This is a genomic window from Polynucleobacter arcticus (assembly GCF_013307205.1).
GTDB lineage: Bacteria > Pseudomonadota > Gammaproteobacteria > Burkholderiales > Burkholderiaceae > Polynucleobacter > Polynucleobacter arcticus.
Window position 1 is genome coordinate 750,007 of record NZ_CP028940.1, and the last position, 26,659, is coordinate 776,665.

Below are 26,659 nucleotides of genomic sequence, written 5' to 3' on the forward strand. Positions count from 1 at the left end.
AAAATTAAAAAATTAAGAACGTAAGGCTTTGCCATTCAAGGTGAGCTTACTTGGGGCTGTCGGCTGACAGAGGCTAATTAAACGATTTCTCTCAGCCATGACCTTATCGGCGTAGCCGCCGTCGTTTTCAGCATTAGCAGCACCGACGTAGTATTTCAAACCGGAGCGCAGTGAACCAGTAGTAGCAATTAAATACTTCAGGATGTACGCGCCCACCCGGATGTTGACCTCAGGCTTCACTGCATCCGTCTCACCACCATACAAAGCGTACTTATCTTTGTGAATCGAGGTCATTACTTGCATCAAGCCTTCTGCACCGGCATGGCTTTTTATTAGGGGGTTGAAGTTCGATTCCACGGAAATTACCGCGAGCAACAACACAGGGTCAATATTGACTTCTTTAGCGATCAATACGGTATTGGAAACATATTCCTCAATCTTGGCGCGATCGAGCTTGTACTTCTTCTCAAAGAAGTCAGCGACGGCACGTTGATTTTGAATGGACACCATCAGTTTTGAATCAAGGGCCTGAGGGTCAATCTTTGAGGTCGGGATGCGGTCCGATAAATGTGAAATCGGTCTTACCTGTGCTTTAGCTACAGAAGGCATCAAGAGGGCAACGGTCTGCTGCTTTGCGCTCATCAAGCCGACACCTGGAGTGGCAGAGGCCTTGCCATAGATCACAGTGGCGATTTCTTTGTCAGCTAGCGCCCTTGGGGTTTCCTCTTGATACTGATCGAGCATCCCAAAACCATTTTGCCAAACCATGACACGGGCCTCGTCTGGAACCAAGATACGGGCTAAATCAAAGGCGCCGGCTTGAGTACCATTACCCGAAAGCCACAGCCCAACGATCATGAATACTGTCATGATCAATAAACCGTTCAACACCCGATAGACAGGGGAAAGTGCATGAGCTAACAAGGCCTTAGCGCCAGCTGTTGCCGGCTGCACTAGTTGCATGTCACTCAAAGTAGTAGAAAAACTTTTAATCATTCATGGTCTTGCAGCGCCTCAAAAAACCATACTGCTGATTTATGTTGCACTGCAATAAGTAAAAAACATGAGTCATCCTAAGAAGGTTCTTATATCAAGTCAAGAATATAGAAAGCCATTTCGATAACTTATAGGTCTTGAAATACCCTCGATCTTCATATTACTTCCTTAAATTGATAATAAATCGTTTAATTTCAGTAACTTATAGAAGTTAGTGAGGACTTATTTCATATAATAAAAAAGAGGTGAAAAGTAGACTTTTTTACTATTTTGGAGCCCCAAAGGAAGGCTCCAACCCATACATCTAGTATTTGGCATGACTCATTTTTCTACTGGTAGTGTTATTGCAACCATCATCTCCATCTACAGAGCACTCAAATACTCCCTTCGCAATGACATCAAAGAATTGAGCAAAACATCTTTAAATCTTCGTAGGCACTAGCCCTAGGGTTAACTCAACTCAATGAAAAGCTCAACTTAGACCTTCTCTTGGCGGCACTCATTACACTCAGTTGCAATGCAATCGCTAGCCAAACTTCTACTTGTAGGCGCGCTCTGGTTCCCTCTGAGCGCATCTGCTCTTTTTGATCAATGCAAAGATCAGTTTCCAAATCAACAAATTCCCAGTACGCATCAAGTTGGACGCGACCTTTGCTTTGATGATTTCGCCATCTACTACTCACCTATCGATAAAAAACCGATTTACACCGTCGAGAAATTAAATGCTGAGCAGTTTCAGGCGCCCCATCCCCGTCGGACTAACCGTTTTTACGAGGAGGCTAGACTCCCTTTTCATGAGCGCTCCCTGCTAGCGGACTATCGAGGTAGCGGCTTTGACCGCGGGCATAACGTTCCGGCTGGAGATATGACGCGTGAGCGAGGGATGGCCCAATCCTTCTCTCTAGCGAACATGATGCCGCAAGCTAGACAAAATAATCAAGGTATCTGGGCCAAGCGGGTTGAAGAGCCTACTAGGATGTACATTAAACGTGCGCAGGGAGATATTTTTGTCTTTACCGGATCCGTTGGCCAGGCGGGCAGTATTGGGAAAAGCAAAGTGACTGTTCCAAGCCATCTATACAAACTAGTCTACGACCCTAGCAAAAAGATCGCCTGGGCCTACTGGGTAGAAAATACTGATGAGGCGCAAATGAATCCGCCTATTTCTTATCAAGAGCTAGTGCAAAAGACAGGTGTCGACTTCCATCTGCCGGTAGATCTCATTGATAACAGGGCTAGTGCGCGAGCTCAGTGAGCACCTAATGCTCGTGAGTACGAGCAGCAATCCCATGCGCCCGCTGAATGGGCGCCAACAAACCTCGTAAGCCGTTGTGATCTAAGGTGTGCATTAACTCCAACAACTCACCAAGCTCCCCCTTAGGAAATCCTTCACGAGCAAACCACGCCAAATAATTGCCAGGCAGGTCGGCCAAAGCTCGACCAGCGTGCTTACCAAACGGCATCTTCATATTCACGAGTTTCTCTAGCGCTTCTGAATTCATAAGCATTGATCTTACAAGCTAAGTGGTCATTTTCTCAATTGATAACGATTCTCATTTACTGTATATTGAGAATCATTCTCAATAACTTTTATCAACCTGACCCACATCAACATGAAAATGACCATCAAACGAATCACCTTATTTGCCGTCTTATTAGCCACAGCCCTCCATTTCTCATTTGCCAACGCAGGTGAAGGCGCCTTTGGCTGGATTTACACCCTGGATCTCCAACCCAAAGGGAAGCTCGAGTTTGAGCAGCGCCTACAACTTAATCAGCTGCAATCTGCTGGAACTTACGATGCTTGGACCGCTCGAACAGAGCTTGAGTATGGCCTCACCAATAATTTACAAATCGCCGGCTATATCAACTCCTACTACACCAGCGCAAGTCAGAACTACACCAATCCGGAAGCTTGTGGCGATAGCGCTAGCTGTACTGGTGGCTATGGAGTGCCATCTAGTCATGATCCTGCAACCCCTTATCGAAAGAGCGGGATTGAAGGTGGGTCACTAGAGGCAATTTATCGAATTACAAACCCAGTCACCTCACCAGTCGGAGTAGGACTCTATTTCGAGCCAACTATTGGAAAAAATAAGAACGAGATTGCAGCACGCCTATTACTGCAGTCCAACTTTATTGACGACAAGTTGATCTTGGCTGGGAACGTAGTCGTTGCGAATGAACGTCTGAAATTTATTGAGAATGGCAATGTGCCAGAGTCTATGCTCGATTTTCTTGTCGGCGCTAGCTATCGATTCGCACCCAAATGGTCTGCTGGTGTAGAGGCGCGCTTCCATAACGATTATTCCGAGTTGAATTTACGCAATCAAGTACAGCGCGCCACTTTTGTAGGGCCGAACATGCACTACGCCGCAAAAGACTGGTGGGTCACCGGTGCATGGCGCTATCAATTGAAGGGCGGCAACTGCATGGGTGGAGGCGAAGCGGAGTGTTCCAATGCGCGCGTTTGGGATAGTCACTCCGTGAATGAATTCATCGTCAAAGTTGGCTTTCCACTGAACTAAAACCTCTACACCATTAACTCAGGAGCAATTATGGGAACACAAAATTTATTAACAGCAGCATTGATACATTTGATTGAATTTCAGTCATCGCATTGCAGCACTGCGAGGAAAAGGGCTTTGATGGTATTTGAAGCCTTATCCAATCTTCAAGATGGCAACTCTGAGATTGAAGCCCTCTGCCTTCAGGCAAACGAACTACGTTCTACTTAAATATTAATTACCTAAAAAATTAGATCTTATGTACTGGAATCCAAACCCCTTCATCATCATCGGCTTGGCAACTGCATTAGCCCCTATGGTTGCACAGGCAAAGATATACGTCTCTGTAGAGCAAGCCCAGAAAGTACTCTATCCCAATAAATCACTTACGAAAAATCCCATCATCATTACCGATGACCTACAAGACCGGATGCGCTCCGCTTCCAGTATTCGACACCCTTTTCAAGGGGATCGCATCTGGAAAACATCGGATGGCGGCTGGTTCATTGTGGATGAAGTAGTAGGTAAACATGAAATGATTACCTATGCTGTAGCACTGAGCCCAACAGGCGCTGTTACTGGTGTTGAAATACTAGACTATGTGGAATCCTATGGCTACGAAGTTGCCGAAGTCCAATGGCGCAATCAGTTCATCGGCAAAACAGCAGCAGACCCAATCAAGCTCAATAAAGATATTCAGAATATTGGAGGCGCTACCCTCTCTTGTAAGCATCTTACTGATGGGGTAAAAAGAGTTGCTGTTTTGTATGAGATAGCCCTGAAAAATCAATATCAGGCTAGTAAATCCAAATGATGCGCTGCAAGCCCCTACTGGGAACCTTTGTAGAAATATCCACCCCAGATGAAGGGCGCTTTTCAAATGCGATTGAGAATGCATTTTTAGCTATTGAAGAAGTCCAAGCTTTAATGGACTTCCATCATCCCAATAGCGAACTCACTCAAATCAATACACGCTCTCATCTGGAAGCTGTTCGTATTCATCCATGGACAGCCAAGGTGCTCATGATTGCTCAAGAGATGAACCTGCTTTCGGGGGGACTTTTTAATTGCGGAATTGGGCACTGCTTAGTAGATAGTGGGCTTCTGCCTCGCAATCTTGATGCAGCAGACTACTTTGGAGGTATTGAGCATCTCAAATTTTTAGAGCCCACTTTAGTGCGATCTGATCTCCCACTATGCCTTGATCTTGGAGGAATTGCCAAGGGATTTGCTGTGGATCTGGCTGTCAATGCACTCCAGTATGCCGGCGCTCTATCAGGATCAGTCAATGCGGGAGGCGATATTAGGGTATTCGGAAATAAGGCGCAAGATATCCAAGTGAGGAATCCAGATCATCCTCACGAGGTGATTTACTTGGGGAATCTGCGCGAAGGTGCCATTGCCACCAGTAGTCTTTACTTTGCTAAACGGGACAGGGCATCCCCTAGTTATCTAGTAAACCCCATCAATCGTGAGCATATTGAATTTTCTGATTCTTACTCAGTGATTGCAGATCAATGTGTTTATGCAGATGCCCTAACAAAAGTAGTATGCCTTTCTGGAAACATCCATCACCCTTGCTTGGCCCACTTCTGCGCCCAAGCAATCAACATCCCAAGCACCCTTACAGTATGAAAAATACCAGTCGTCTAGGCAAGATGCCCCCATGGCAAAGATATTTTGTCCTCATTGGTATGTTCTGTTGCTCTCTTACGGGCACAGCCTATTTATTAGGCCATGAATTTCAGATCCAACGCACCTTCCTGGGGACACATGCCGTATTAGCATGGCATGGAGTGGCCGCTATGCTGGCCAGTATTGCCTTAGGGTCGATACTACCCTTTCACCTGAAGGCGGGCCTCAAGTCCAAGAGAAAATTGCTTAGTGGATTGAGTCAGTTGGGATTTTTGATCACACTGATCATCACTGGCGCCCTGCTGTATTACGGTCCTGCGGAGTTACGAGAGTCGGTAGTGCTCACGCACTGGTTAATCGGGCTTGTATTCTTTGCCATCTTTTTACTGCATGGAGTGTATTCTCCAAAAACCCAGCCATAAATAGAAAAAATTTCATTTCTTGCAGTAGTGCTTGTACAGCAAACTTATTACAGACACGACTACCTGGCTTGATAAGGAATAGTAGATTTGCTTTCCCTCTCTACGTGTTTTGACCAACTTCTCTTTACGTAAGACAGTCAGCTGCTGTGAGAGGGTTGGCTGATGGAGATCAAGTGCAAGCTCCAGCTCGCCGACGCATTTTTCTGCCTGACCAATTTCACATAAGAGCATCATGCGATCCCGATTGGATAAGACCTTCATGAGCTTGCAGGCATCCTCTGCTGAGGATTGCATCTTCTTTAACTCCGATTTAGAAATCGGCATATTCATCGTTTTCATTGCTGTCATAGCGCATCAGAGCGTGTTTAATGGGATCTTTAAATAAGACATCCCATTGCTCTCTGGCTCAGGAAAGTGGCCAGCACGAATATTGACCTGAATAGCGGGCAAAATGAGTACGGGCATCTCTAGCGTTTGATCTCGTGCAGTACGCATCTGAACAAACTGCGCTTCGCTAACACCATCATGCACATGAATATTGCTAGCCTTCTGATCCGCAACCGTTGTCATACATGCAGCAGGTCGATTATTTGGTGGGTAGTCATGACATAAATACAGTTTGGTCTGCGCCGGATAGGACAAGATCTTTTGGATAGAGTGATAAAGATTTTTAGCACTTCCACCCGGAAAGTCACATCGGGCGGCGCCAACATCGGGCATAAATAATGTATCGCCTACAAAAATAGCATCACCGATTTCATAAGCCATACATGCGGGAGTATGGCCAGGCACAAAGAGCGCTTTTAATGAGAGTTTGCCAAATGGGAGAGACTCACCCTCTTTCAGTAAATGGTCAAATTGCGCACCATTAGCCTGAAAACGTTCATCCAGATTGAAAATGCCCTTGAATACAGCCTGCACAATCGTGATGTGATCCCCAATCACCAACTTGCCGCCCAAGTGACTTTGTAGATAAGGGGCTGCCGTTAAATGATCTGCGTGGGCATGCGTCTCTAAAATCCAGACTGTCTCTAGTTGGTGCGCCTGAATAAAGGCAATAACTTCATTTGCTGATGTCGTATTTGTTCTGCCAGATTTAGGGTCGTAATTTAGTACTGAATCAATGATGACGCAAGGGCTGCCATCCGCCTCATAAACAACATAGGTGTAGGTCCCAGTTTCTGGATCATAGAAGTCCTTAATCAGCGCTTCTGGTTTTAAATTTAACATAGACTTTCACCTAAATAAATAATATATATATTTATATACTATATTAATCTAAAATAAACTGCAATGGACTACTCAACCCTTATTAGCCCCGCATTAGGAATTCTGGTGGGTTTACTCATGGGCCTCACAGGAGCCGGTGGTGGGATTTTGTCAGTACCACTGCTGGTTTTCTTCCTAGGCTTTCCTATCGCAGAGGCGGCCCCGATCGCTCTTTGTGCCGTTGCCCTAGCTTCTAGCATTGGTGCAGTCCTAGGCCTGAAAGACGGGATCTTGCGCTACAAGGCGGCTGGTTTCATGGCGATCTTTGGTTTAGCGCTGTCCCCAATAGGACTTTGGCTTGCACCCAAGATACCCAATGCCCCCTTACAGATTGCATTTAGCTTCATATTGCTATTCGTAGCCATTCGCCTGCTAAGTCAGGCTCGTAATGCCATCAAAGGCATCCCTGAGGAAAGCAGGCAACCTCCACCCTGCCTCATGAACCCCAGTATCGGCAAGCTCCAATGGACCGTACCTTGCGCACGCGCCCTCATGTTTGCAGGCGGTCTCGCAGGCTTTTTATCTGGCTTACTTGGTGTTGGTGGTGGCTTCATCATCGTGCCAGCGCTCAAGCGTTATACAGACTTACCAGTCAAATCTATTGTCGCAACCTCGCTTGGTGTACTCGCCATCATTACCGGTGGTGGTGCGATTTTCTCAGCAGTGCGCGGGGGTCTCAATGTGTCGGTTGCTGCGCCGTTTGCAATTGCTGCATTAGGCGGCTTACTAATGGGTTTACTCTTAGGAAAAAAATTGAGTGGTCCACTTACTCAACTAATTTTTTCTGTCTTCGCTCTAGTAATTTCCATTGGACTACTCATTAAAGGTGTATTACTTTTAACTACCTATTAACTACCTTTTAACTACCTAAAGTACCGCAATGATGCTGTAAAAGGAAAAGCCCTCAAATGAGGGCTTTTTCATAAACATGCTGCTGCTAAAGCTTAGTGACCACCAGCACCACCCAAGTAAGCCGCCTTCACCGCTGGATCATGCAGCAACTTGTCTGCCGGTCCATGAGTGGCAATCTTGCCGTTCTCAAGTACATAGCCGTAGTCAGCAACCTTTAAGGCGGCTGCTGCAAACTGCTCGACCAACAACATGGTCACGCCTTGCGCTTTGAGATTAGAAATAATCTTAAATACTTCCTCAACCAAGATTGGCGCGAGGCCCATTGATGGCTCATCCAAAAGAATAATCTCCGGATTTAACATCACTGCACGGGCCATTGCCAACATCTGCTGCTCACCGCCAGATAAAGTACCTGCTAACTGATTGCGGCGCTCTTTCAAGCGCGGGAACATTTCTAATGAACGCTCTAAATCACTCTTAATGTCACCCTTTGGTCGGCTACCCGTAAAACGTGGAAAAGCCCCCAATAAGAGGTTGTCATTAACGGACATCGTCGTAAATACACGGCGACCTTCCGGACTGTGGGCCAAACCGAGACGGGCGATTTTATGAGAGTCGTAACCATCAATTTTTTCGCCGCCCAAAGTGACTTCACCACCAGTAGGCTTAATCATGCCTGTGATCGCACGCATGGTGGTTGTTTTACCAGCGCCGTTTGACCCGATCAAAGTAATGACCTGCCCTTTAGGAACATCAATGTTGATGCCGTGCAGAACTTTAACTTTGCCGTAGCCTGCTTCAAGATTCTTAATAGATAACATGGTATTTACCGATTCAATATAGTTCTAGTGATTAAGTACCCAAGTAGGCATGAATCACCTTCTCGTCTGCCTGAACTTCAGCTGGTTTACCTTCTGCAATCTTCTGACCGAAGTCCAATACAGAAACGGTATCGCACACTGACATGACCACATCCATGTGATGCTCAATCAGGATGAAGGTAATACCGCTATCGCGGATCTTACGAATAATACGTAAGAGTTCTTTGATGTCAGGTGCAGTCAAGCCAGCAGCTGGCTCATCCAACAGGAGCAACTCTGGATCGAGCGCCAAGGCACGAGCAATTTCTAAGGAACGCTGCTTACCGTACGGCAAGTTACGCGCCTCTTCATTGGCAAAGTCCTCTAAACCAACAAACTTCAGCAAGGCCATTGCGCGCGCGTACGCTTCTTGTGATTCCTTTTTGTAACGCGGCAGATTCAATGCAATCTCCACCATGTTGGACTTAAAGGTGTGATGTAGGCCAACCAGAATGTTCTGGATCGCAGTCATTTCACCGAAGAGCTGTACGTTTTGGAATGTACGTGCAATACCTGACAAAGCGATATCAGAAGATGTCTTACCAACCACGCTCTCACCAGCGTACAACACGTTACCGGCCGTAGGTATGTAAATGCCAGTCAACACGTTCATCATCGTGCTCTTACCGGAGCCGTTAGGGCCAATCAGACCATGAATGGTTCCACGCTTAATGCTGAGATCGACGTTGTTCAATGCCTTGAGACCACCAAACTGCATTAAGACAGAATCTACCTTCAATATCTCATCACCGGTGTTTTGATTCTTCACGGTGCTAATGAAGCTGACTGAATCATCAATCTCATCCGCTTTTTCACCACGAGTAGTGACGGTCTTGCCGGCGATCGATTGGTAGAAGCTCTTCGCAAAACCAACGATACCGTTTTGCAAGTAGTACACCACTAACAAAATCATGAAGCCGAAAATACTTAAGCGCCAATCGGAGATTCTGTCTAACCAGAATGAAAACACAGCTAAACCAATCACACCGGCTAAGGGCACCATCACGCGTTTTGGTGTGGTGACTTTCTTGGCCAGGGCCATAGCTGCACCTACTGCAACCACAACCGCAATCGTTGTTGCAACAATACGGAACAAATTGATATCGTCAAGAAGCTTAGGCAGGAGAACAATGATTGCCGCTCCCAATATAGAACCCAAGCGAGATTTACGACCGCCCATAATCACCGCCAACAAGAACAGAACCGCTAATTCATTGTTATAGGTATTTGGAGAGATGTATTGCTCAGAATAAGCGTACAAGCAACCTGCCAAACCAGCAAAGCCGGCGCTGATCACAAAAGCGATTACTTTGTAGCGATAGACGGAAACACCCATACAGTCACAAGCTACCGGGCTATCGCGTAAGGCTTCAAAAGCACGGCCCATTTGTGATTTAACGAAGCGGTCCACCACAATCATGGCAAGAATCAAAACAATACAGACTAACCAGAAAAATTCGGCCTTGGACATGGGCACACCCATCAGATCCGGCTTCGGAATTTTGATTCCCAAAGGACCTTCGGTAAGCCAAGTCATCTCATTGATCAAGATCTGGGTAATGGTTCCAAACGCTAAGGTCACCATGGCCAAATAAGGCCCAATCACCTTCAGGGCTGGTAACGCCAGAATTCCACCAAAGATTGATGTCACCACAATCGACGCTGGCAAAGTCACCCAAATTGGTAAACCAAAGTGGAAGAACAAGACGCCGGCAGTGTAGGAACCAATTCCGAATAGCGCTGCATGCCCCAGAGAGACTTGACCAACATAACCCACCACAATGTCTAAACCATACAAGAGGATGGTGTAAATCAGAATAGTTTCAACTAAGTGAATGTAATACGGATTGGTAATAAAGAAAGGCAGGCTAAACAAGCCAACAATCGCAATTAATAGAGGTAATAGAGACTTCGATTTCATTATTAAACTTTCTTAATTGCAGTTTTACCAAAGAGACCAGACGGCTTAAATGCAAGCACTAACAAGAGCAAGATCAAGCCTGGTACATCTTTATAGCCAGTAGAAATATAGAAGCCTGTGGCTGTCTCCACAATTCCGAGAATCAAACCACCCACAATGATTCCCATACCGCTGGAGAGACCGCCAATAATGGCAACCGCAAATGCTTTCAAACCTAATGCACCGCCCATGGCAGCGCCAGTCAATGTCAATGGCGCAATTAACACGCCAGCAAAGGCTGCTGTTAAGGAAGACAGTGCATAGGAGAAGGTAATTACCATGCTGGTGTTAATACCCATGAGGCCAGCAGCATCACGGTCATTCGCCGTTGCTACTACTGCCTTACCGTAAATGGTTTTACGGTTAAAAAATTCTACGAGCAACATCATGACCAACGCACCAACGACTACCAAGATTTCCATTGGCAAAATGTTAGCGCCTAAAAAGGCCATAGGCTCCATCGGCAATGGTGATGGGAATGGCAACGCATCACGACCCCAAATGTTTTCTGCCACGTTTTTGAAAATAATTCCCAGCGCGATAGTGGACATGATCCAACCGAACTCAGATTTAATTTTGATAGCAGGACGAACTCCAACCAATTCAACAAATCCGCCTTGTACCATTCCGAATATGCACACTACTGGAATCATTAACCAGTAATTCATACCGAATAAGTCAACGCAGGTAAGACCAACTAAGGCCCCCAACATTAATGCCTCGCCTTGACCGAAGTTCAAAGTGCCAGAAGTGGCAAAAGTCAGCTGAAAGCCGAAAGCAATGACCGCATAGATCATGCCTACTGCTATACCGCTGGAGAGGATTTGTGCAAACATTTCCATGATGTAGACCTAAAAAATTCTAAAACTGTTTTATGAACGATCCGCTATTGTAAGCAAAACGCCGCTTTGTGGGCGGCGTTTTGCTTTAATACTGTCTAAATGCTGCACTGCGGAAAATCCGCAGTCACCCTTCAGAAGAATTACTTCTTCTTCGCTGTAGCATCCTCAGCGTTCAAGAACTCAACGCGGCCGTTCTCAACTACACCCATCACCACATCTTTAGCTTTGATAGCCTCGTGATCAGCTGATGTAAATGGCTTGTTATAAGTCATCACAACGCCATCAACCGGGGTTTTCAGATCTTGCAATGCTGCCAAAATCTTCGGTCCTTCTGTACCCTTAGCTTGCTTGATTGCAGCGGCTAGGAGGTATACAGAGTCGTAGCCTTGTGCTGCTGACACTGGAGAAGCAATTACGCCATTCTTTGGCTTAAAGTCTTTGAGGTAAGCATCAATGAAGGCCTTGCGCTTTGGAGTAGTCGCAGGGCTCTGAATGAAAGTCTCTGGCATCGTTGCGCCGTTACCATTCTTACCAGCGGTATCAATGAAGCTAGCCATGGACAGTGTCCAGCTACCAATCATTGGCTTTTTCCAGCCTAATTTAGACATACCGTTGGCAATTTGTGCCAACTCAGGTCCAATTGCGTAGGTCAACACGACTTCCGCACCAGCATTCTTGGCTCTGAGCAACTGTGAGGTCATATCTACGTCACCCAAGTTGAACTTCTCAACAGCAACTGGAGTTACGCCATAAGCCTTTAGGGCTTTTTCCAAGTCCTCACGACCCAACTGACCATAGTTAGTGGAGTCAGCCAAAATTGCGACGTTCTTCAAGCCTCGCTTCTCAACCGCTTCTTTAGCGATCATCGGAGCTTGAATGTTGTCGGCAGCAGAAGTACGGAATACGTAGTTCTCAGCAGCATTTGGAAATTGCTTAGTAATCAAAGTACCGGTTGCAACGTTATTAATAACTGGAATCTTGGCTTCTTGGAAAAAACGCTGTGAGGCCAAAGCCACGCCAGTATTGATGTAACCCAAAGTAGCAGCCACTTTTTCGTTATTAATCAATTCTTGGGCGATTTGTACGCCACGCTCATTCTTAGCTTCATCATCGCGCTCAACTAAAACAATCTTGTTGCCATCAATGCCGCCAGCAGCGTTAATTTCTTTAGCAGCTAAACGAACACCATCACGCATGCTCACGCCCATTGAAGCTGAGCCTCCGGTGAACGGGCCAATAACGCCCACTTTGATATCGGCTGCGTAAGCGCCGGTGGATAACATTGCAGTAGCGGCTACTGCAAAAATGTGACGACGAATATTCATAAAGTCTCCATGACTAAAAGTGCTAATTAAATAAATTCTTTTTTTGATAAAACTTAAAACGAATAGTTATATTACAGTCAATTCGAGAGCAAAAAATGGGTTTTGTATTAGGGTTTTACATTAGCCTTTGGTGCTTAAAGTCCTTTTAAAAAAACCGACGCATTTGCTCGCGTAAGCTTGGCCAGAAAAGATTGATCATCAAACCAGCAATAACCAAGCCGGCTGCCATCATCTTCCAGCCCGGGAGAGATTCATCTAAGAAGAACGCAGATGCCCCCATTCCAAAAATGGGTACTAGCAAGGGTGCGGGTGCCACCACTGCGGCAGGGTGTTTTGACAAGAGCCAACCCCAGGCAGCGTAACCAAACAAGGTATTGCCCCAAGATTGCCAAAGAACCCCAATCCAAGCTCCCAATGGCGCCGCCAAAGTGACATCCCATAAATGGCTGGCGCCACCTTCAAAAATGAGCGCAACGATCAAGAGGGGTGGAATAGAAAATGCGCTAGCCCAAACGACATAGGACAGCATATTGATGGATCCAGCTTGGCGACTCACCGTATTGGCGATCCCCCAAGAGAGGCCGGCAAAGACTACTAAGGCCAGACCGAAAAAGGTGGTGGTGGCATCCGTGTGCAGCGCAATAATCACTAAGCCGGTCATGGCTACAGCTACGGCGACTGCCTGATATAGCCTCAATCCCTCTCTGGCGAAGAACATCGCAAAGCCAATCGTAAAAAATACCTGCGTCTGAATGACCAAAGAGGCTAAGCCGGGAGAGATGCGCCCATCGATAGCGAAATACATGACGCCAAACTGCCCTACTCCAGTTGCCAAACCATAGATGCACAAATTAACCCAAGAGACTTTAGGTTTTGGGATAAAAAATACCAGCGGCAATAAAGCAAATATATATCGCAGTGCAGCGAATAAAAATGGAGGAAAACTCTCTAGCGAAATCTTAATTACTACAAAGTTGGTGCCCCACACGGCAACAATGGCAAGCGCTAATAGCAAGTGACTCGGTGGGAGTCCAGAATAAGACGGCGAACTACTGTGCGTTTGCGGACTACTCACCAGTGAGCAATTCAGCGGCGCGTTGCGCAATCATCATCGTAGGCGCTGCCGTATTACCGGAGGTAATCGTTGGCATTGCAGAAGCATCTACCACTCTGAGATGATGAATACCCCTCACCCGTAATTGAGAGTCAAGCACTGCCATCGGATCATCGTCACAACCCATCTTACAAGTGCCTACTGGATGAAAAATCGTTGTCCCAATATCACCTGCTGCTTTAATCAATTCTTCATCGCTTTGATATTGCCTGCCTGGTTTGTATTCATCAGGTGCATAGGGTTTCAGTGCGGGACTTTCCACAATCTTGCGCGTGAGACGTAATGAGTCAGCAGCAACCTTGCGATCATCATCGGTAGATAAATAATTTGGTGCAATCACTGGCGGCACTTCAGGATCAAGTGATTGAATGTGTACACTACCGCGTGATGTTGGCCGCAAGTTACACACGCTTGCGGTGATCGCATTAAATGAATGTAAATCTTCACCAAACTTTTCAAGCGATAAAGGCTGCACGTGATATTCCACATTTGCTGAAGGCTGATCAGGAGAACTATAGGCAAACGCGCCCAGTTGAGAAGGCGCCATCGACATCGGTCCAGAGCGCTTAAACACATACTCAATACCAATCATCAATTTACCCAGCCATGAATTTGCTTTTGTATTCAGAGTCTGAATACCATTCACTTTATAAATCATGCGCAATTGCAAATGGTCTTGCAAGTTCTCGCCGACGCCTGGCAAGTCTGCCATCACGGGAATACCCAGCTTGTTGAGAAGCACTGCAGAGCCAATACCCGAGCGCTCCAAAATCTGCACACTACCAATGGCACCTGCACTCAAAATGACTTCGCCCTGATTAGCGATATTGCAGAGAACTTCAGTTGTCTTGCCGTCTTGGACATATTGCACGCCGTAACAATTTTTAGAGTTTGGATCGATCAGTAATTTATTGACCATTGCCTCCGTAATAACCGTGAGATTAGCTCGTTTAGCAGCATCACGTAAAAATGCTTTGGAGGTGTTGAGACGCCAGCCCTTACGCTGGCTAACATCAAAGTAACCCACCCCAAAGTTATCGCCTTGGTTAAAGTCATCCGATGCCGGAATACCCGCCTCTACTGCAGCCTCTCTAAAGATATCCATGATGGGCCAACGCAAGCGCTGCTTAGAAACAGTCCACTCACCGCCTTTACCGTGCCACTGATTAGCGGCCCCGTGGTAATCCTCAAATGATTTGTACCGACGCAATGCGTTTTGCCAAGACCAAGAGTCATCACCCGTTGCCTTGACCCAAGAGGCGTAATCACCCTCTTGGCCCCGCATATAAATCATGCCGTTAATAGATGAGCAGCCACCCAAAACCCTACCGCGCGGGTACAACAATGAACGGCCGTTCAGACCCGGTTCGGCAGCTGTCTTGAAGCGCCAATCTGCGCGGGGATTATCAATGCAATACAAATACCCAACTGGTACATGTATCCAGATGTAATTGTCGTTCTTGCCAGCCTCAATTAAGAGCACCCGTTTAGCGGGATTCTCCGTTAGACGCTTAGCCAACATGCAGCCCGCGCTACCGGCGCCGATGATGATGTAGTCGTAGGTGTTTGTTGGAGTCATGGTCTTGGTATTAGGCAGTCCTAGTTTGATCCTATTATTTACCAATACAAAAAATCGGGTATTAATTGTTACTTTTGTTGATTTGATATAGAATCAAAATTGATCTAATATTAGATCATGAGAACTACCTTTAAAAAAGCCTTTGTCCAGTTTGTAAAAAAGGCTTCTAAGCCTCTGCAGTTAGTAATTGAAATCAGGGTCGCTGAAGTTTGCAATAACCCTAAGATAGGTCAACAAAAGCTGGGGGATCTTCAGGGGGTATTCGTTTATAAGTTTCGCTTTAAAACACAAGAGTATTTGATGGCGTATCAGTGTGATCATTTTACTGAAACAACAAAAATAACCTGGATTAAATTTTGTCAAATTGGGCCTCATGAAAATTTTTATACGCGATTAAAAAAATCCATTCAATTCAAATGACAATTTCAAGCCACTTCAATACAGAAAGTAAGGTTTCTATATGACTCAATACATGACCGCGGAGGATCTTTTTGCTCATGTGCAAAAAATGCCCTCAAAAGAACGTATTAAATTTTTCTCTTTAATTGCGATAAATGCCTTCCAAGATAATGACTATAACCATGAGCAAGTATTTGGACACCTAAGAAATGCCACCTTTTCGGCGGAAGAGGCCGCAGAATTTTTAGAGATCTCGCTAACTACCTTACGTAGATATGTACAGGCTGGCAGATTAAAGCCCACATCAATCATTGGAAGAAATCAGTTATTTTCTAGCGCCGATCTGAAATTGCTAAAACAGAAAATTAATAAAGAATAGTGAAAGTCCAATACCCGTCTAAAATAACCCCATGCACGTCAATGAAAAGAACCGGACCCCCAAGAAAGTTGATCTGGATGAAGGTCCCAGCAAGTCAGAGTTAAAGCGTCTGATGACCGAGCGCCAGAAACTGGCTGAGGTTCTGGCAGCGCTCAGTAGCGATGCTTTGAAGACCATCCCTATGGATGAGGCCATTAAAGCGGCTATTGCGGAAACCAACAAAATCAAAAGTTTTGAAGCGATTCGGCGTCACAAGCAATATCTTGGAAAACTCATGCGCTTTTTAGATGAAGAAGAGCTCGATGCGATTCAGAAGCGTTTGGATGCTATCCAAGGGGTTAGCAAAGCAGAGACTGCCAAACTCCACCATCTTGAGTCCTATCGCGATCGACTGATTGCGAATGATGAAACCTTCACCAAGATGATTGAGCAATACCCTGATATGGATATTCAGAATATGCGTACGCTGATTCGTAATGCCCGCAAAGAAAAAGAAACCAATAAGCCACCTAAGGCTTATCGTGAAATCTTTCGCGTTTTAAAAGATATGGGAATTTAAGCTCATTTACCAAGAATCAGGCTTTTGAATTTTTGAGTTCGGGATCCTAAGTGGCAGCTGCGCAGCGGCGATATGCGAAAGATTCAGAATCTTTCTCCAATCAGAGTACTTTGTTAAGTCACCCGAAATATGTCGATGGTCTTCACTTTGAATTGGTGCAACTATGCCAATGCGCAATTGAGGATGATGCTTCTTCACTACCGCTAAGGCACCCTCAAGATCAGAATCATTACTACAAATTACAGCCTGCTCATATGCGGCTGTCCAAGCACCCGTAATTAAGTCTGATGCTAAGTTAACATCTGTCTTCTTTTCATTAAAGTCGTATACCTGAACTATTTTTAATTCAGGAGCCTCTGAAATTGGCTTGACCAATCTTTGGTAAGGCGTAGTAGCCAAAATTTTTCCTTGAATAATTTCCAAATTATGTGGGTGAATTTTTCTTAGAGCCTGAAGGTATATCCGCTGTCTCTGGGTTGACATCGGATCATCTGACATTCTTCCGAGAACGGGGGCTGTGTAATAGCGTACCTGAGCTAGCTCTGCATTTTTATCTAATATGCATTCCGAAAACAGCTTAACGATATCGAGCCACTTCATGTTAGATTTTCTCAGCAAGCCGTAATACAGGTTGTATCCATCAATATAGACAATAGTTTTGATAATTCTTCTATCCCAGAAAAGACAAAACCACCCGAAGGTGGTTTGTCGCCCAAAAAGCATTCAATTAGATTAATTAGATTAAACGGTTAAAGGGTGAGTCGTATCAATACTATACACTTTTTATAAAGATAGATAAATTCACGCATTCGTCAAATGGTTTTCATATCACCAATGCAAAAGAATTCGTCTAAATCTTTAATCTCATTGAGGGTAGCTCTACCCAGCGATATAAATAGTTGGCAGTAATGATGCTGCAGACTAGCACCCCGAACATGAAGCCAATGGCAATCCAGCCACTTTGGTAAGCTTGTAATCCCGAAGCAATATATAGCGTGTTTGCTAGCAAGATAAAAGCAAAGTGAATCAAGAATGCGCAGTAAGAGCGTGGGCTAGCCCAGGCAATAGCGCACAGCGCTCCGGCTTTTAGCTTAGAGCGAGAAGTCACTGGATAGCTCATGTTGCCCCATACGAATAAGAGCAAGGCTACAAACCAGGCCAAATAATTGCGTAACCAAACTGCTTGCCAAGTCGATATCAGAATAATTACCCCAATACCGATGAGTGAGGCCTTAGCTAAGATCTGAATTTTTTTATTGGCAAAGTTTCTTGCGAGATAAGCCAAAACGCCGAGACTATAAGCACCAATAAAGTAAATAAAGTAGGCCTCGAACTGGGCAGAGCGATTGAAATACAGTAACGAGCTCACCGCAACAATACTGATAAACCAAATCAGCGCCTGATAAGAAGAAAAAGAGACCAGCAAGATGGCCAGTACTGAATAGAGCTGCCAGTCAATGGCAACATACCAAGCACCTGCAGAAATAGAGTCGAGCCCCAAGATACCTTGCAAGAAGAATAGATGGGCGATCAGTTGGCCCAACGTTTCTTGCTCGCCAACAAATTCATCGCTCACCCAAAAGCGTGCAATCCAAGCGCAAAATATTGTAAAAATTAAAGCGGTAATATAAGGCGCAAACAAACGGAGGTAGCGATTGATGATCACTCGTAATAAGTTTCGGCCATTCAATTTTGCATTCGCGAAACGGGTCAGTGACTGGGCGGCTAAGTAGCCTGCCATTACCAAAAAGATTTGCACTGCATAGCGGCCATACTCAAACAACCAGGCCATCAAACCAGGTAGTGCAGCACGCGCATCAAGAGCCAACTGCCCATAATTGGACAAGTGATGAAGAATGATGAGTAGTGCCGCAAAGACCTTGAGAAGGTCTATGAAAAATAATGAATTAGCTTGCTTCAACAGTTCTAGCGGTAATAGCGATTACTTCGCTTTTGTCTTGCCCATCAAAGAGGCAAGCATGGGATTACTGCTAGCGAGATCCTTCTTTGTTTTGGCAATATCGTCTGCAGCACCGGGTTTCGGTGTCTTGGCAGAATTTTTCAAACGCTGCGCAGTTGTCAGAGCGAGGTTTTTATAGAGATCGGTTTTTTTCATGGACATGGGGCGGTACTCACTTAAGTTTGTTGCCTATAACGCGTTATCGACTGAATCAATAAAGTCACGGACAGTGCGATTAAATACTGCGGGCTGCTCAATATTGGATAAATGCGCTGCATCTTCTAGTATGACTAATTTTGATCCATCAATCATGCGATTGAGCACGATAGCTTGATCCACTGTACAGGCTGGATCTTGACGACCAGTCAAAATGAGCGTGGGTGCCTTGATCTTCAATAGCATGGTGGTTTGCGCCATATCTCTGACTGCGCTAGCGCAACCGAGGTAACCCTCAACGCCAGTCTTCAAAATCATCTCGCGGACCTTGGTAATATCTTGAGGGGCACGGGCTATAAATGGGGCGGTAAACCAGCGCTTGATCGTGCCGTCCACCAGTCCAGCAGTTCCCTCCTTGCGGGCAATATCAAAGCGCTCTTCCCATAGACTACGCGGCGGCATTTCGCTGGCAGTGTCACAGAGGGACAAAGAGTAAATACGCTCGGGATAACGGGCGCCTAATTGCTGTCCAATCATGCCGCCCATGGATAAGCCAACAAAGTGGACTTTATCGATCTTGAGTGCATCCAATAGCGCAACTGCGTCATCGGCCAATTGAGGAATGGTGTAGGGGGCGGGAGTTGTCTCGGAGTCGCCATGTCCACGCTTATCAAAACGTAGTACACGGTAGCGGTCAGCCAAGGCCGGTACATTCCAATCCCACATGCTGCAATCAGACATCAAGCTATTGGCCATGAATACGACGTGACCATCACTAGTACCATCAAATCGATAGGCAATATCGATGCCATTGACCTTAATGATCTGTTTTTCTAGTGTTTGGCTCATATGTCTCTACTTTCTGGCTGAAATAGCAATTTTTATATTTCCTATCTTGATCATGGAGATCTTGAAAGGAGCATGGTAGATTATCCAACGAAACTATAAAAACTCTAAGGAGACATGATGCAAAAGACATTACCATCCCCACGCTCAAGCCAACAGAATCTCGTACGGAGCTTATTCCTCAGCTTAGGACTGACTGTTGGTCTTACTATGAGCCTAAGCTCCGCTCATGTTAGTGCGCAGAGCTATCCCAACCGAACTGTGAAGATGATCGTACCCCTGACAGTTGGATCTGGGGCTGATATCGCCGGCAGGATCGTTGCAAAGAACCTTTCGGAAACCTGGAAGCAATCTGTCATTATTGAAAATCGCCCTGGTGCTGGTGGCCTGATTGGTACTGGCGCGGTCGTGAGCTCTGAAGCCGATGGTTACACCCTCTTGGTGCAATCAGCTTCTTACGCAGCTAATCCTGCCATCTATAAGAAATTGCCTTATGACCCCTTGAAGAGCTTGATTGATGTCGACATCCTTGGGCAAACCCCTTATGTATTAATTACCTCTGCAGATGGTCCTTACCAATCTATTCGAGATTTGGTGATCGCCAGTAAATCTAAGCCCGGTGAAATTACCTTCGCATCTGCCGGCGTTGGAAGCTCCACCCACCTTGCTGCTGAGTACTTTAATCAAATGATGGGCATCAAACTCATTCATGTTCCATACAAAGGCTCTCCAGAGGCGATTGCAGATACGATGGCTGGCAGAACCGCGTTTTATATGGCGCCTTTAGATACGGCCATTGGACAACTCAAGGGCGGCAAAGTTCGTGCACTCGGCGTTACCAGCAAAGCACGCAATCCCGCAGTACCCGAGATCCCCAGCATCGCAGAACTAGGCTATCCCACTTTTGAGATTGGTCTGTGGTTTGGTGTCTGGGCTCCTGCCGGCACACCACCAGCGATTGTGAAAAAGATTAATCAAGACATTAATCTGGCCATGCAAAATCCTGAAGTAAAAGCAGCCTATGAAAGCAAAGGGATTAAAGCCACGCCAATGAGCCCGCCAGAATTTAGTAAATTTGTGCGCGAAGAAATGGCTAAGTATCAGAAGATTGCTAAAGACGCGAACATCGAACCGCAGTAATCAAGCCACACTAACGAGATCTCAATCACTTGAACTCCAACTCAGCACCACTCTGCCAAGCCCCAGATCCAGAAATTCGATCACCTCAGATTGTGTTTCCTGCGGGCTCGGTAGATTGCCATGCCCACGTGTGTGGGCCGGCTCTCGAATTTCCCTATAGCAATGAACGAATCTATACGCCACCCGATGCAACGCTGACTCAATACGAATCTTTGTTGAAGATGCTAGGTATTGATCGTGGTGTTTTAGTTCAGCCCAGCGTCTATGGAACAGATAATCGAGCCATGCTTGCTGCACTCGCCTCCAACCCCCAGAAGTTTCGTGGAGTTGCCGTCATTGATCCTAAGATCTCCGATGCGGAACTAGAGACGATGCATCTTGCTGGTGTTCGTGGCATTCGCTGCAATGTCGTTGATGTTGCTGACAAATCTGCTGGCTTACCGATTGCCCAATTAACAGCCCTAGCCAAACGCATTCAGCCTTTTGGTTGGCATTTAGAGCTACTAGCCCATGTTAATGAATACCCCAATCTCGCAAACCTCTTTGCAGACTTTCCGGTAGATTTAGTTTTTGGTCACTTTGGCTACTCCCATGTAAAACATGGTGTGAATGACAAAGGCTTTCAGGGTCTACTGGAGTTACTCAAAAATCACCGAGCCTGGGTCAAAATGACGGGGCCCTATCGTATTGGTGATGGAGACCTTCCCTATGACGATATGCGCGTGTTCAATGATGCGGTGATTCAGGCCAATAGTCAGCGATTAATCTGGGGTAGCGATTGGCCTCATGTGATGGTCAAAAAGCAAATGCCGCACGATGCTGATCTCTGTGATCTGTTTGGATCTTGGGTAAGGGATGCAGGTCTCAGAAAAGCGATTCTCTGTGACAATCCCTGTATGCTATATGACTATCCAGCCTTCACCGGCGCTTAATAGACATTCGCAAGAAAGAATACCAACCCCATGGACAACACGCTTACTATTATTTTCGGCATTGTTGCCATGCTGCTTCCACTGGTCATTGGCCGTTTGGTCTGGAAGCGTTTTGATCAATATTTTGGCCGCAATGATGAGGCCTATATGGATACCTTAGAGTATTTCCTCAAGAAGATTGGTTTTACCATTTTGGTTGCTTTTATCATTTTGTGGATTGGTATCAGCCTCGTATTTAGCGGTAGTGCTAATTCCTAAATATCTCACCAACAAAGACTGCCTGCCGTGAATGATCAATTTAAAACTCTTTTCAATAAAGCGAAACTGAACTTTGCGGTACTTGCCAGCATTTTGATGTTGGCAGTCCTGGGGAAAATAACCAATCCAGAGCTGACGAATAGTATTTTTATGATTGCAGATCAGTTAGTTTCGGATCTGATTTTGCTCTTTGTGGCAATTACCCTTGGCGCTTTTATACCCAATTTCAAGCTCGTGGTATTCGGAGCAATTGCCGCCTTTGTTGCCGCAGCTATCGCTATTCAAACAGGTCTTTTTACTTACCTCACCTTAGAGTATCTGTTTGCAGTTCTGATCGTGGTTCTGGGCTTTGCATCGATTGCTAATTTGTATCGTCATTACAGAGAAGTTCAGTTTTAAGACCCAGTTAATGCTATTTTCAATAATTTCTTGATTTTTCATGAAATTTCAAGAAAAATAGTGAAAACTACCGGAACAAGTCTATGGGCACCATTTTATTAAGCAAATTTTCATCTCAAGCAAATCCCGAGATACTCAATACCTTGCATCAGATTGCTGATATCGAGGGGAAAAAGTTTCATGCGGTTTTGGATGAAGCATTCCGTGATTTTTTAAATAAAAAGGGGGTGTCTACCCCCGATCGCCAGGTAATGACCAGCTTTGCACAAAGTCTGCATGAGTTTGAGGATCTATACAAAGAGCTTGCCAAGTAATGCTCTTTATTACCATGCAAGACATCCTGCTGATGCACGGTGTCTTGATTAATCGTTTTGGCGGATCACCAGGCTTAAGAGACAAAGCAGGACTTGAGGCAGCACTAATGCGCCCTCAATCAGGCTACTACCCAGATGTCATCTCTCAAGCAGCAGCATTGTTTGAAAGTCTCATCGTTAATCACCCCTTTATTGATGGCAATAAAAGAATTGCGTTTGCTGCAATGGATACTTTTTTGCGCATCAACAATAAGAGACTCAATACCGATTCGACAGAAGCCTACCGTCAAATAATGCATATGTTCAAAGTGCAGGAGCTAAAGTTCGACCAAGTTGATGCATGGCTCCGAACTATCTGCAAATAAACAAAATTTCAAAGCAACTGTTCCATTTCATGCTCATCAATGAGCCGTTGCATTAACAACCTCTCTTGCTCATCAATCTCATGGATCTCGAGAAAGCGCCTGTTCCGCTCATAAATCCCTATCGCCTCTTTATCAGTTAAGAGTATGTCGTGATTAAGTTGCCATGACAAACTTCTTAACTGTGGATAGTCTCGAATCCTAATATGCGCTCCATCACTATTGAATTCAACCGCATCCTTTTCTATTTTAGGGATTGGCAGACCCAGCGGCTTCAAAATATTCAAATCTAGAGCCAATGCTTTACAAAGCTTAATGTAAGAATTTATGGCAGCCGAATTAGCGCCTCTTTCAATGCGCATCAAAGTAAAGAGAGATATTCCTGATGCCCTTGCAGCAGATTTAATCCGAACACCCAAAGCCTTCCTTTGTGCACGAATCTGTTGACCTAGGGCTAACCGATACATAACAAGTTCTCTCAATTATCAGGATCTAAGTTTGAACTGGGAACCGCATAAGTTCCCTAGGCCGCCATTTGAAAAACACGTATACGCGGCTCAATTTCTTTTTGCAACATGCGTTTTGCAACTCGCATGTCATATTCCATCTGCAGGTTTAACCAGAACTTGGGATCCATCCCAAAAAATAGGCCTAGACGTATTGCAGTATCAGCAGTAATGGGTCGATTTCCATGAACAATATCGCTGATACGACTAGGAGAAACATCAATGTCAGCCGATAACTGGCGCGCAGTAATCCCCATTGGCCTCATAAAGTCCTCTAAAAGGATTTCTCCTGGGTGAATTTCATCAAGTAATTTTGTCGTTGTCTTCATTTTTATCTTGCCTTAGTGATAATCCACAATCTCCACTTCATGCACGCCATCAACCTGCCAAATAAAACAGATCCGCCACTGGCCATTGATCCGAATACTATGTTGACCTGCTCTATCCCCATGCAAAGTTTCAAGTAAATTACCAGGCGGCACACGCAAGTCCAATAAATTGGTTACTGCGTGAAGTTGCAGTAACTTACGCCTTGCAACCCTTTCAAAGCTCTTAAATTTTCGTGAAGTTTTGCTATGAAAAAGTGCCTGAGTTTCTTTGCATGAAAACGAATAGATCATATGCCATTATATTCTATCAAACAGAATCTGTTATGTGGAACTTTTGTTACTTTTATTGCGAAATGTATCTGAAACAAACACCAAATCTATATATATAGATTGATATATAGATTCAATATTTAAGTATTTGTAGTTATGGATATAGCCCCAGACAATAGGGGTCTATGTACAAATATGACCACATTGACCAAACTCTTGTAGATCAACGGGTTACCCAATTCCGAGACCAGGTTGAGCGACGCCTCAATGGCACCCTCGCCGAAGAAGAATTTCGCCCCCTTCGTCTACAAAATGGTCTTTACCATCAGCGCCATGCTTACATGCTGCGTGTTGCTATTCCTTACGGCTTATTGAGTGCCAAGCAATTACGTACGCTCGCCTTTATTGCCGATAAATACGATCGTGGCTATGGTCACTTTACGACCCGCCAGAATATTCAGTTCAACTGGGTAGAGCTAGAGCAGACCCCAGACATCTTGGCTGAATTAGCCAAAGTCGAGATGCATGCCATCCAGACATCAGGCAACTGTATTCGGAACATCACCAGTGACGCCTTCGCCGGCGTAGCTGCAGATGAATACATTGACCCTCGCCCAGTTTGTGAACTACTTCGTCAGTGGTCAATCCTGCATCCCGAGTTTGCACACTTGCCACGCAAATTTAAGTTCGCGATCAATGGCGCCAAAGAAGATCGTACGGTTTTACTTTGCCATGATGTGGGCATTGAACTCAAGAAAAATGCTGCAGGAGAATTGACTGCAGACATCTACGCTGGTGGCGGTATGGGTCGCACTCCTATTCTGGGCTCCTTGATCAAACAAGGCTTGCCATGGCAAGTTCTGCCAAGTTATTTAACTGCACTATTGCGTGTGTATAACCGCTTTGGAAGAAGAGACAATCTCTACAAAGCCCGTATTAAGATTTTAGTGAAAGCCTTAGGTCCAGAAGAGTTTGCACGTCAAGTTGAAGGTGAATGGGCGCAGCTTCACAATGAAACAAAACAGAGTAATGACAATTTCACATCAACTGAGTGGAAGCGTGTCGCTAAACACTTTACAAAACCGGCGTATCAGAAGCTCACTGCAGTGAGTGATGCAGCCATTCTTGCCGAAGCGCCAGAGAATGAGAGAGCAGCTTTTGCTCGGTGGGTAGAGCGTAATGTCAAACCCCATCAAGTACCTGGCTATGCCAGTGTGATTTTGTCACTCAAGCCGCATGGCACTGTTGCCCCAGGTGATGCCACCAGCGCGCAGATGAATGCCATTGCCGATTTAGCTGATCAATACAGCTTTGGGGAACTGCGGGTCACCCATGAACAAAACTTAGTGCTAGCCGATGTAGAGCAATCCAAACTCTTGGAGCTCTGGCAAGCGGCTAAGCAGCAACATGTGGCACTCCCTAATATTGGACTACTCACTGACATCATCGCTTGCCCTGGTGGCGACTTTTGCTCACTAGCCAATGCCAAGTCACTTCCCATTGCTAAAGCGATTCAAGAGCGCTTTGATGACTTGGATTACTTATTTGATTTAGGCGATATTAGTTTGAATATTTCTGGATGCATTAATTCTTGCGGCCATCATCACGTTGGCAATATTGGTGTGTTGGGCGTGGATAAAGATGGTGAAGAGTGGTATCAAATTACCCTAGGTGGAGACCAGGGTAATAATGCCTCCATTGGTAAAGTCATCGGCCCCTCCTTCTACGCCAATGAAATTCCTGACGTCGTGACTAGCTTGATTAATACCTATGTCGAGCAACGTACAAACGATGAGCCCTTTATTGAGACCTATCGCCGCCTAGGTGTTGCCCCTTTTAAAGAGGCTGCTTATAAGAACGCATTAAATAAAAATGATAAGCACTCTAAAGAATCCACCAAGGGTGCTTCAGCCTAAACAGGGAAAGATTATGAATCAACAGATTATTTACTTTCCTAAGGCTGGCAAGCCAGTCCTCATCTCCAATGAATGGCAGGTGTGGGATGGTGAGGGTGATGAAGGCGGCATTCCGGATCTAGAGCATGGATTGCATAAAGTGCTGGTGCCATTTCATTGGTGGATCACACATCACCAGAATGCGGACATCATTAGCAGAGTAAGCAAAGGTGAGATTGGTGTTTGGTTTGCCGCGGATGATGACATCCTTAAGCATGCTGAACTCATTGAAGAAGGTAAAACGCTCTGGCCAGTAGTGGCTGCCCATTTCCCCATCTTTAGAGATGGTCGTAGCTTTAGCACTGCAGCTTTATTGCGCGACCGTTTTACTTGGCAAGGTGAGATCCGTGCGATTGGTGATGTATTGATCGACCAACTCCTGCAAGGCGCTCGCGTTGGCTTTGATAGCTTTGCTTTGCGTCACGATCAAAATCTAGAAGTAGCGCTAAAACAATTTACTCTATACACAGTCACCACTCAAAATAGCTGGCGCGGTTTAAGAACCACACGCACTACTTTAAGCGCTTAAGTAGA

The 26,659-nt window shown here is 45.4% G+C and carries 35 protein-coding genes; 18 read left to right on the forward strand and 17 right to left on the reverse strand.

The genetic code is table 11. From position 1 onward, the window contains the following. Positions 1–12 precede the first annotated feature (12 nt). Positions 13–996 carry a transglycosylase SLT domain-containing protein gene (locus tag DN92_RS03810; RefSeq protein WP_173960009.1) on the reverse strand — a complete coding sequence of 328 codons (984 nt, stop codon included), beginning with the start codon at positions 994–996 and terminating at the stop codon, positions 13–15. Positions 997–1,513: 517 nt separating this feature from the next. Between DN92_RS03810 and DN92_RS03815 the strand changes: the two genes are divergently transcribed. Continuing rightward, a complete protein-coding gene (locus tag DN92_RS03815) occupies positions 1,514–2,251 on the forward strand; it encodes a DNA/RNA non-specific endonuclease (RefSeq protein ID WP_217426048.1) in 738 nt (245 codons plus the stop codon). Positions 2,252–2,255: 4 nt separating this feature from the next. Here the strand turns inward: DN92_RS03815 and DN92_RS03820 are convergent, their stop codons facing one another. Beyond that, entirely contained in the window at positions 2,256–2,498 is a 243-nt protein-coding gene (locus DN92_RS03820; protein WP_173961245.1) for a DUF3820 family protein, read from the reverse strand. Positions 2,499–2,609: 111 nt separating this feature from the next. Between DN92_RS03820 and DN92_RS03825 the strand changes: the two genes are divergently transcribed. From DN92_RS03825 to DN92_RS03845, 5 genes are read left to right on the forward strand one after another with little or no spacing between them, the layout of a single operon-like run. After that, positions 2,610–3,524, forward strand: a complete 915-nt coding sequence (locus DN92_RS03825; protein WP_173960010.1) for a DUF6662 family protein — start codon at positions 2,610–2,612, stop codon at positions 3,522–3,524. Positions 3,525–3,554: 30 nt separating this feature from the next. Then, positions 3,555–3,734, forward strand: coding sequence for a hypothetical protein (locus DN92_RS03830; RefSeq protein WP_173960011.1), 180 nt, complete (start codon positions 3,555–3,557; stop codon positions 3,732–3,734). Positions 3,735–3,762: 28 nt separating this feature from the next. Further along, positions 3,763–4,317, forward strand: a complete 555-nt coding sequence (locus DN92_RS03835) for an FMN-binding protein (protein WP_173960012.1) — start codon at positions 3,763–3,765, stop codon at positions 4,315–4,317. After that, positions 4,314–5,138 carry an FAD:protein FMN transferase gene (locus DN92_RS03840; protein ID WP_173960013.1) on the forward strand — a complete coding sequence of 275 codons (825 nt, stop codon included), beginning with the start codon at positions 4,314–4,316 and terminating at the stop codon, positions 5,136–5,138. The genes DN92_RS03835 and DN92_RS03840 overlap by 4 nt, the downstream gene beginning before the upstream one ends. Then, positions 5,135–5,560 carry a hypothetical protein gene (locus DN92_RS03845; protein ID WP_173960014.1) on the forward strand — a complete coding sequence of 142 codons (426 nt, stop codon included), beginning with the start codon at positions 5,135–5,137 and terminating at the stop codon, positions 5,558–5,560. The genes DN92_RS03840 and DN92_RS03845 overlap by 4 nt, the downstream gene beginning before the upstream one ends. 12 nt (positions 5,561–5,572) lie before the next feature. On the opposite strand, the gene DN92_RS03850 is transcribed toward DN92_RS03845, so the two are convergent. Both DN92_RS03850 and DN92_RS03855 read right to left on the reverse strand, forming a co-directional pair. After that, positions 5,573–5,899 (reverse strand): ArsR/SmtB family transcription factor, encoded by a 327-nt coding sequence (locus DN92_RS03850; protein WP_254598337.1) that lies wholly within the window; start codon positions 5,897–5,899, stop codon positions 5,573–5,575. A gap of 15 nt (positions 5,900–5,914) precedes the next feature. Next, the gene (locus DN92_RS03855) at positions 5,915–6,790 is read right to left on the reverse strand and encodes an MBL fold metallo-hydrolase (RefSeq protein WP_173960015.1); all 876 of its coding nucleotides are present in this window, start codon (positions 6,788–6,790) and stop codon (positions 5,915–5,917) included. Between the two features lie 63 nt (positions 6,791–6,853). Here DN92_RS03855 and DN92_RS03860 point away from each other — a divergent pair, with 63 nt between their 5' ends. Beyond that, positions 6,854–7,681 (forward strand): sulfite exporter TauE/SafE family protein, encoded by an 828-nt coding sequence (locus tag DN92_RS03860; RefSeq protein WP_173960016.1) that lies wholly within the window; start codon positions 6,854–6,856, stop codon positions 7,679–7,681. A 92-nt stretch (positions 7,682–7,773) separates the two neighbouring features. On the opposite strand, the gene DN92_RS03865 is transcribed toward DN92_RS03860, so the two are convergent. The 6 genes from DN92_RS03865 to DN92_RS03890 form a co-directional block, all read right to left on the reverse strand. After that, positions 7,774–8,502: an ABC transporter ATP-binding protein gene (locus DN92_RS03865; RefSeq protein ID WP_173960017.1), complete on the reverse strand. Its 729-nt coding sequence runs from the start codon at positions 8,500–8,502 to the stop codon at positions 7,774–7,776. 31 nt (positions 8,503–8,533) lie between these two features. Further along, the gene (locus tag DN92_RS03870; RefSeq protein ID WP_173960018.1) at positions 8,534–10,462 is read right to left on the reverse strand and encodes a branched-chain amino acid ABC transporter ATP-binding protein/permease; all 1,929 of its coding nucleotides are present in this window, start codon (positions 10,460–10,462) and stop codon (positions 8,534–8,536) included. A gap of 2 nt (positions 10,463–10,464) precedes the next feature. After that, the gene (locus tag DN92_RS03875) at positions 10,465–11,343 is read right to left on the reverse strand and encodes a branched-chain amino acid ABC transporter permease (RefSeq protein WP_173960019.1); all 879 of its coding nucleotides are present in this window, start codon (positions 11,341–11,343) and stop codon (positions 10,465–10,467) included. Between the two features lie 140 nt (positions 11,344–11,483). Beyond that, positions 11,484–12,668, reverse strand: a complete 1,185-nt coding sequence (locus tag DN92_RS03880) for an ABC transporter substrate-binding protein (protein WP_173960020.1) — start codon at positions 12,666–12,668, stop codon at positions 11,484–11,486. A gap of 145 nt (positions 12,669–12,813) precedes the next feature. After that, positions 12,814–13,743: an EamA family transporter gene (locus DN92_RS03885; RefSeq protein ID WP_173960021.1), complete on the reverse strand. Its 930-nt coding sequence runs from the start codon at positions 13,741–13,743 to the stop codon at positions 12,814–12,816. Beyond that, positions 13,736–15,361 carry a GMC family oxidoreductase gene (locus DN92_RS03890; protein ID WP_173960022.1) on the reverse strand — a complete coding sequence of 542 codons (1,626 nt, stop codon included), beginning with the start codon at positions 15,359–15,361 and terminating at the stop codon, positions 13,736–13,738. Before DN92_RS03890 ends, DN92_RS03885 begins: the two co-directional genes overlap by 8 nt. Positions 15,362–15,478: 117 nt before the next feature. On the opposite strand from DN92_RS03890, the gene DN92_RS03895 reads away from it, so the two are divergent. The 3 genes from DN92_RS03895 to yjgA are packed head-to-tail and all read left to right on the forward strand — an operon-like array spanning position 15,479 to position 16,698. Further along, entirely contained in the window at positions 15,479–15,781 is a 303-nt protein-coding gene (locus DN92_RS03895; RefSeq protein WP_173960023.1) for a type II toxin-antitoxin system RelE/ParE family toxin, read from the forward strand. A 40-nt stretch (positions 15,782–15,821) separates the two neighbouring features. Further along, a complete protein-coding gene (locus DN92_RS03900) occupies positions 15,822–16,139 on the forward strand; it encodes a helix-turn-helix domain-containing protein (RefSeq protein ID WP_173960024.1) in 318 nt (105 codons plus the stop codon). Between the two features lie 31 nt (positions 16,140–16,170). Next, positions 16,171–16,698, forward strand: coding sequence for a ribosome biogenesis factor YjgA (gene yjgA, locus DN92_RS03905; RefSeq protein ID WP_173960025.1), 528 nt, complete (start codon positions 16,171–16,173; stop codon positions 16,696–16,698). A gap of 6 nt (positions 16,699–16,704) precedes the next feature. Here the strand turns inward: yjgA and DN92_RS03910 are convergent, their stop codons facing one another. The 4 genes from DN92_RS03910 to pcaD form a co-directional block, all read right to left on the reverse strand. Then, the gene (locus tag DN92_RS03910; protein ID WP_254598338.1) at positions 16,705–17,298 is read right to left on the reverse strand and encodes an NYN domain-containing protein; all 594 of its coding nucleotides are present in this window, start codon (positions 17,296–17,298) and stop codon (positions 16,705–16,707) included. A gap of 250 nt (positions 17,299–17,548) precedes the next feature. Further along, positions 17,549–18,619, reverse strand: a complete 1,071-nt coding sequence (locus tag DN92_RS03915; RefSeq protein ID WP_173960027.1) for an acyltransferase family protein — start codon at positions 18,617–18,619, stop codon at positions 17,549–17,551. Positions 18,620–18,640: 21 nt separating this feature from the next. Continuing rightward, positions 18,641–18,820, reverse strand: coding sequence for a hypothetical protein (locus DN92_RS03920; protein ID WP_173960028.1), 180 nt, complete (start codon positions 18,818–18,820; stop codon positions 18,641–18,643). A 27-nt stretch (positions 18,821–18,847) separates the two neighbouring features. Beyond that, positions 18,848–19,663 carry a 3-oxoadipate enol-lactonase gene (pcaD, locus tag DN92_RS03925; protein WP_173960029.1) on the reverse strand — a complete coding sequence of 272 codons (816 nt, stop codon included), beginning with the start codon at positions 19,661–19,663 and terminating at the stop codon, positions 18,848–18,850. 117 nt (positions 19,664–19,780) lie between these two features. Between pcaD and DN92_RS03930 the strand changes: the two genes are divergently transcribed. The 6 genes from DN92_RS03930 (at position 19,781) to DN92_RS03955 (ending at position 23,068) form a co-directional block, all read left to right on the forward strand. Then, positions 19,781–20,800, forward strand: coding sequence for a Bug family tripartite tricarboxylate transporter substrate binding protein (locus DN92_RS03930; protein ID WP_173960030.1), 1,020 nt, complete (start codon positions 19,781–19,783; stop codon positions 20,798–20,800). A gap of 29 nt (positions 20,801–20,829) precedes the next feature. Next, positions 20,830–21,732 (forward strand): amidohydrolase family protein, encoded by a 903-nt coding sequence (locus tag DN92_RS03935; protein WP_173960031.1) that lies wholly within the window; start codon positions 20,830–20,832, stop codon positions 21,730–21,732. Positions 21,733–21,762: 30 nt separating this feature from the next. Then, positions 21,763–21,990 (forward strand): hypothetical protein, encoded by a 228-nt coding sequence (locus tag DN92_RS03940; protein WP_173960032.1) that lies wholly within the window; start codon positions 21,763–21,765, stop codon positions 21,988–21,990. Between the two features lie 27 nt (positions 21,991–22,017). Beyond that, complete coding sequence (locus DN92_RS03945; RefSeq protein ID WP_173960033.1) at positions 22,018–22,389, forward strand: hypothetical protein; 372 nt, start codon at positions 22,018–22,020, stop codon at positions 22,387–22,389. Positions 22,390–22,472: 83 nt separating this feature from the next. After that, positions 22,473–22,703, forward strand: a complete 231-nt coding sequence (locus DN92_RS03950) for a hypothetical protein (RefSeq protein WP_173960034.1) — start codon at positions 22,473–22,475, stop codon at positions 22,701–22,703. Next, the gene (locus DN92_RS03955; protein ID WP_173960035.1) at positions 22,703–23,068 is read left to right on the forward strand and encodes a type II toxin-antitoxin system death-on-curing family toxin; all 366 of its coding nucleotides are present in this window, start codon (positions 22,703–22,705) and stop codon (positions 23,066–23,068) included. Before DN92_RS03950 ends, DN92_RS03955 begins: the two co-directional genes overlap by 1 nt. A gap of 8 nt (positions 23,069–23,076) precedes the next feature. Here DN92_RS03955 and DN92_RS03960 read toward each other — a convergent pair whose 3' ends face one another. Genes DN92_RS03960 through DN92_RS03970 form a run of 3 tightly spaced genes read right to left on the reverse strand, consistent with a single transcriptional unit; the run spans position 23,077 to position 24,191 of the window. After that, positions 23,077–23,532, reverse strand: a complete 456-nt coding sequence (locus DN92_RS03960) for a helix-turn-helix domain-containing protein (protein ID WP_173960036.1) — start codon at positions 23,530–23,532, stop codon at positions 23,077–23,079. A 56-nt stretch (positions 23,533–23,588) separates the two neighbouring features. After that, entirely contained in the window at positions 23,589–23,900 is a 312-nt protein-coding gene (locus tag DN92_RS03965; protein ID WP_173960037.1) for a HigA family addiction module antitoxin, read from the reverse strand. A gap of 12 nt (positions 23,901–23,912) precedes the next feature. Beyond that, complete coding sequence (locus DN92_RS03970) at positions 23,913–24,191, reverse strand: type II toxin-antitoxin system RelE/ParE family toxin (RefSeq protein ID WP_173960038.1); 279 nt, start codon at positions 24,189–24,191, stop codon at positions 23,913–23,915. A 164-nt stretch (positions 24,192–24,355) separates the two neighbouring features. Here DN92_RS03970 and DN92_RS03975 point away from each other — a divergent pair, with 164 nt between their 5' ends. Both DN92_RS03975 and DN92_RS03980 read left to right on the forward strand, forming a co-directional pair. Then, a complete protein-coding gene (locus tag DN92_RS03975; RefSeq protein ID WP_173960039.1) occupies positions 24,356–26,086 on the forward strand; it encodes a nitrite/sulfite reductase in 1,731 nt (576 codons plus the stop codon). 13 nt (positions 26,087–26,099) lie between these two features. Continuing rightward, positions 26,100–26,654, forward strand: coding sequence for a DUF934 domain-containing protein (locus DN92_RS03980; RefSeq protein WP_173960040.1), 555 nt, complete (start codon positions 26,100–26,102; stop codon positions 26,652–26,654). The last annotated feature ends 5 nt before the right edge of the window (positions 26,655–26,659 follow it).

Excerpts from the sequence above, each read along its gene's own strand:
- DN92_RS03810 (WP_173960009.1), bottom strand. The coding sequence starts at position 996 with ATGATTAAAAGTTTTTCTACTACTTTGAGTGACATGCAACTAGTGCAG.
- DN92_RS03815 (WP_217426048.1), top strand. The coding sequence starts at position 1,514 with ATGCAATCGCTAGCCAAACTTCTACTTGTAGGCGCGCTCTGGTTCCCT.
- DN92_RS03820 (WP_173961245.1), bottom strand. The coding sequence starts at position 2,498 with ATGAATTCAGAAGCGCTAGAGAAACTCGTGAATATGAAGATGCCGTTT.
- DN92_RS03825 (WP_173960010.1), top strand. The coding sequence starts at position 2,610 with ATGAAAATGACCATCAAACGAATCACCTTATTTGCCGTCTTATTAGCC.
- DN92_RS03830 (WP_173960011.1), top strand. The coding sequence starts at position 3,555 with ATGGGAACACAAAATTTATTAACAGCAGCATTGATACATTTGATTGAA.
- DN92_RS03835 (WP_173960012.1), top strand. The coding sequence starts at position 3,763 with ATGTACTGGAATCCAAACCCCTTCATCATCATCGGCTTGGCAACTGCA.
- DN92_RS03840 (WP_173960013.1), top strand. The coding sequence starts at position 4,314 with ATGATGCGCTGCAAGCCCCTACTGGGAACCTTTGTAGAAATATCCACC.
- DN92_RS03845 (WP_173960014.1), top strand. The coding sequence starts at position 5,135 with ATGAAAAATACCAGTCGTCTAGGCAAGATGCCCCCATGGCAAAGATAT.
- DN92_RS03850 (WP_254598337.1), bottom strand. The coding sequence starts at position 5,899 with ATGAAAACGATGAATATGCCGATTTCTAAATCGGAGTTAAAGAAGATG.
- DN92_RS03855 (WP_173960015.1), bottom strand. The coding sequence starts at position 6,790 with ATGTTAAATTTAAAACCAGAAGCGCTGATTAAGGACTTCTATGATCCA.
- DN92_RS03860 (WP_173960016.1), top strand. The coding sequence starts at position 6,854 with ATGGACTACTCAACCCTTATTAGCCCCGCATTAGGAATTCTGGTGGGT.
- DN92_RS03865 (WP_173960017.1), bottom strand. The coding sequence starts at position 8,502 with ATGTTATCTATTAAGAATCTTGAAGCAGGCTACGGCAAAGTTAAAGTT.
- DN92_RS03870 (WP_173960018.1), bottom strand. The coding sequence starts at position 10,462 with ATGAAATCGAAGTCTCTATTACCTCTATTAATTGCGATTGTTGGCTTG.
- DN92_RS03875 (WP_173960019.1), bottom strand. The coding sequence starts at position 11,343 with ATGGAAATGTTTGCACAAATCCTCTCCAGCGGTATAGCAGTAGGCATG.
- DN92_RS03880 (WP_173960020.1), bottom strand. The coding sequence starts at position 12,668 with ATGAATATTCGTCGTCACATTTTTGCAGTAGCCGCTACTGCAATGTTA.
- DN92_RS03890 (WP_173960022.1), bottom strand. The coding sequence starts at position 15,361 with ATGACTCCAACAAACACCTACGACTACATCATCATCGGCGCCGGTAGC.
- DN92_RS03895 (WP_173960023.1), top strand. The coding sequence starts at position 15,479 with ATGAGAACTACCTTTAAAAAAGCCTTTGTCCAGTTTGTAAAAAAGGCT.
- DN92_RS03900 (WP_173960024.1), top strand. The coding sequence starts at position 15,822 with ATGACTCAATACATGACCGCGGAGGATCTTTTTGCTCATGTGCAAAAA.
- yjgA (WP_173960025.1), top strand. The coding sequence starts at position 16,171 with ATGCACGTCAATGAAAAGAACCGGACCCCCAAGAAAGTTGATCTGGAT.
- DN92_RS03910 (WP_254598338.1), bottom strand. The coding sequence starts at position 17,298 with ATGAAGTGGCTCGATATCGTTAAGCTGTTTTCGGAATGCATATTAGAT.
- DN92_RS03920 (WP_173960028.1), bottom strand. The coding sequence starts at position 18,820 with ATGTCCATGAAAAAAACCGATCTCTATAAAAACCTCGCTCTGACAACT.
- pcaD (WP_173960029.1), bottom strand. The coding sequence starts at position 19,663 with ATGAGCCAAACACTAGAAAAACAGATCATTAAGGTCAATGGCATCGAT.
- DN92_RS03930 (WP_173960030.1), top strand. The coding sequence starts at position 19,781 with ATGCAAAAGACATTACCATCCCCACGCTCAAGCCAACAGAATCTCGTA.
- DN92_RS03940 (WP_173960032.1), top strand. The coding sequence starts at position 21,763 with ATGGACAACACGCTTACTATTATTTTCGGCATTGTTGCCATGCTGCTT.
- DN92_RS03950 (WP_173960034.1), top strand. The coding sequence starts at position 22,473 with ATGGGCACCATTTTATTAAGCAAATTTTCATCTCAAGCAAATCCCGAG.
- DN92_RS03955 (WP_173960035.1), top strand. The coding sequence starts at position 22,703 with ATGCTCTTTATTACCATGCAAGACATCCTGCTGATGCACGGTGTCTTG.
- DN92_RS03960 (WP_173960036.1), bottom strand. The coding sequence starts at position 23,532 with ATGTATCGGTTAGCCCTAGGTCAACAGATTCGTGCACAAAGGAAGGCT.
- DN92_RS03965 (WP_173960037.1), bottom strand. The coding sequence starts at position 23,900 with ATGAAGACAACGACAAAATTACTTGATGAAATTCACCCAGGAGAAATC.
- DN92_RS03970 (WP_173960038.1), bottom strand. The coding sequence starts at position 24,191 with ATGATCTATTCGTTTTCATGCAAAGAAACTCAGGCACTTTTTCATAGC.
- DN92_RS03975 (WP_173960039.1), top strand. The coding sequence starts at position 24,356 with ATGTACAAATATGACCACATTGACCAAACTCTTGTAGATCAACGGGTT.
- DN92_RS03980 (WP_173960040.1), top strand. The coding sequence starts at position 26,100 with ATGAATCAACAGATTATTTACTTTCCTAAGGCTGGCAAGCCAGTCCTC.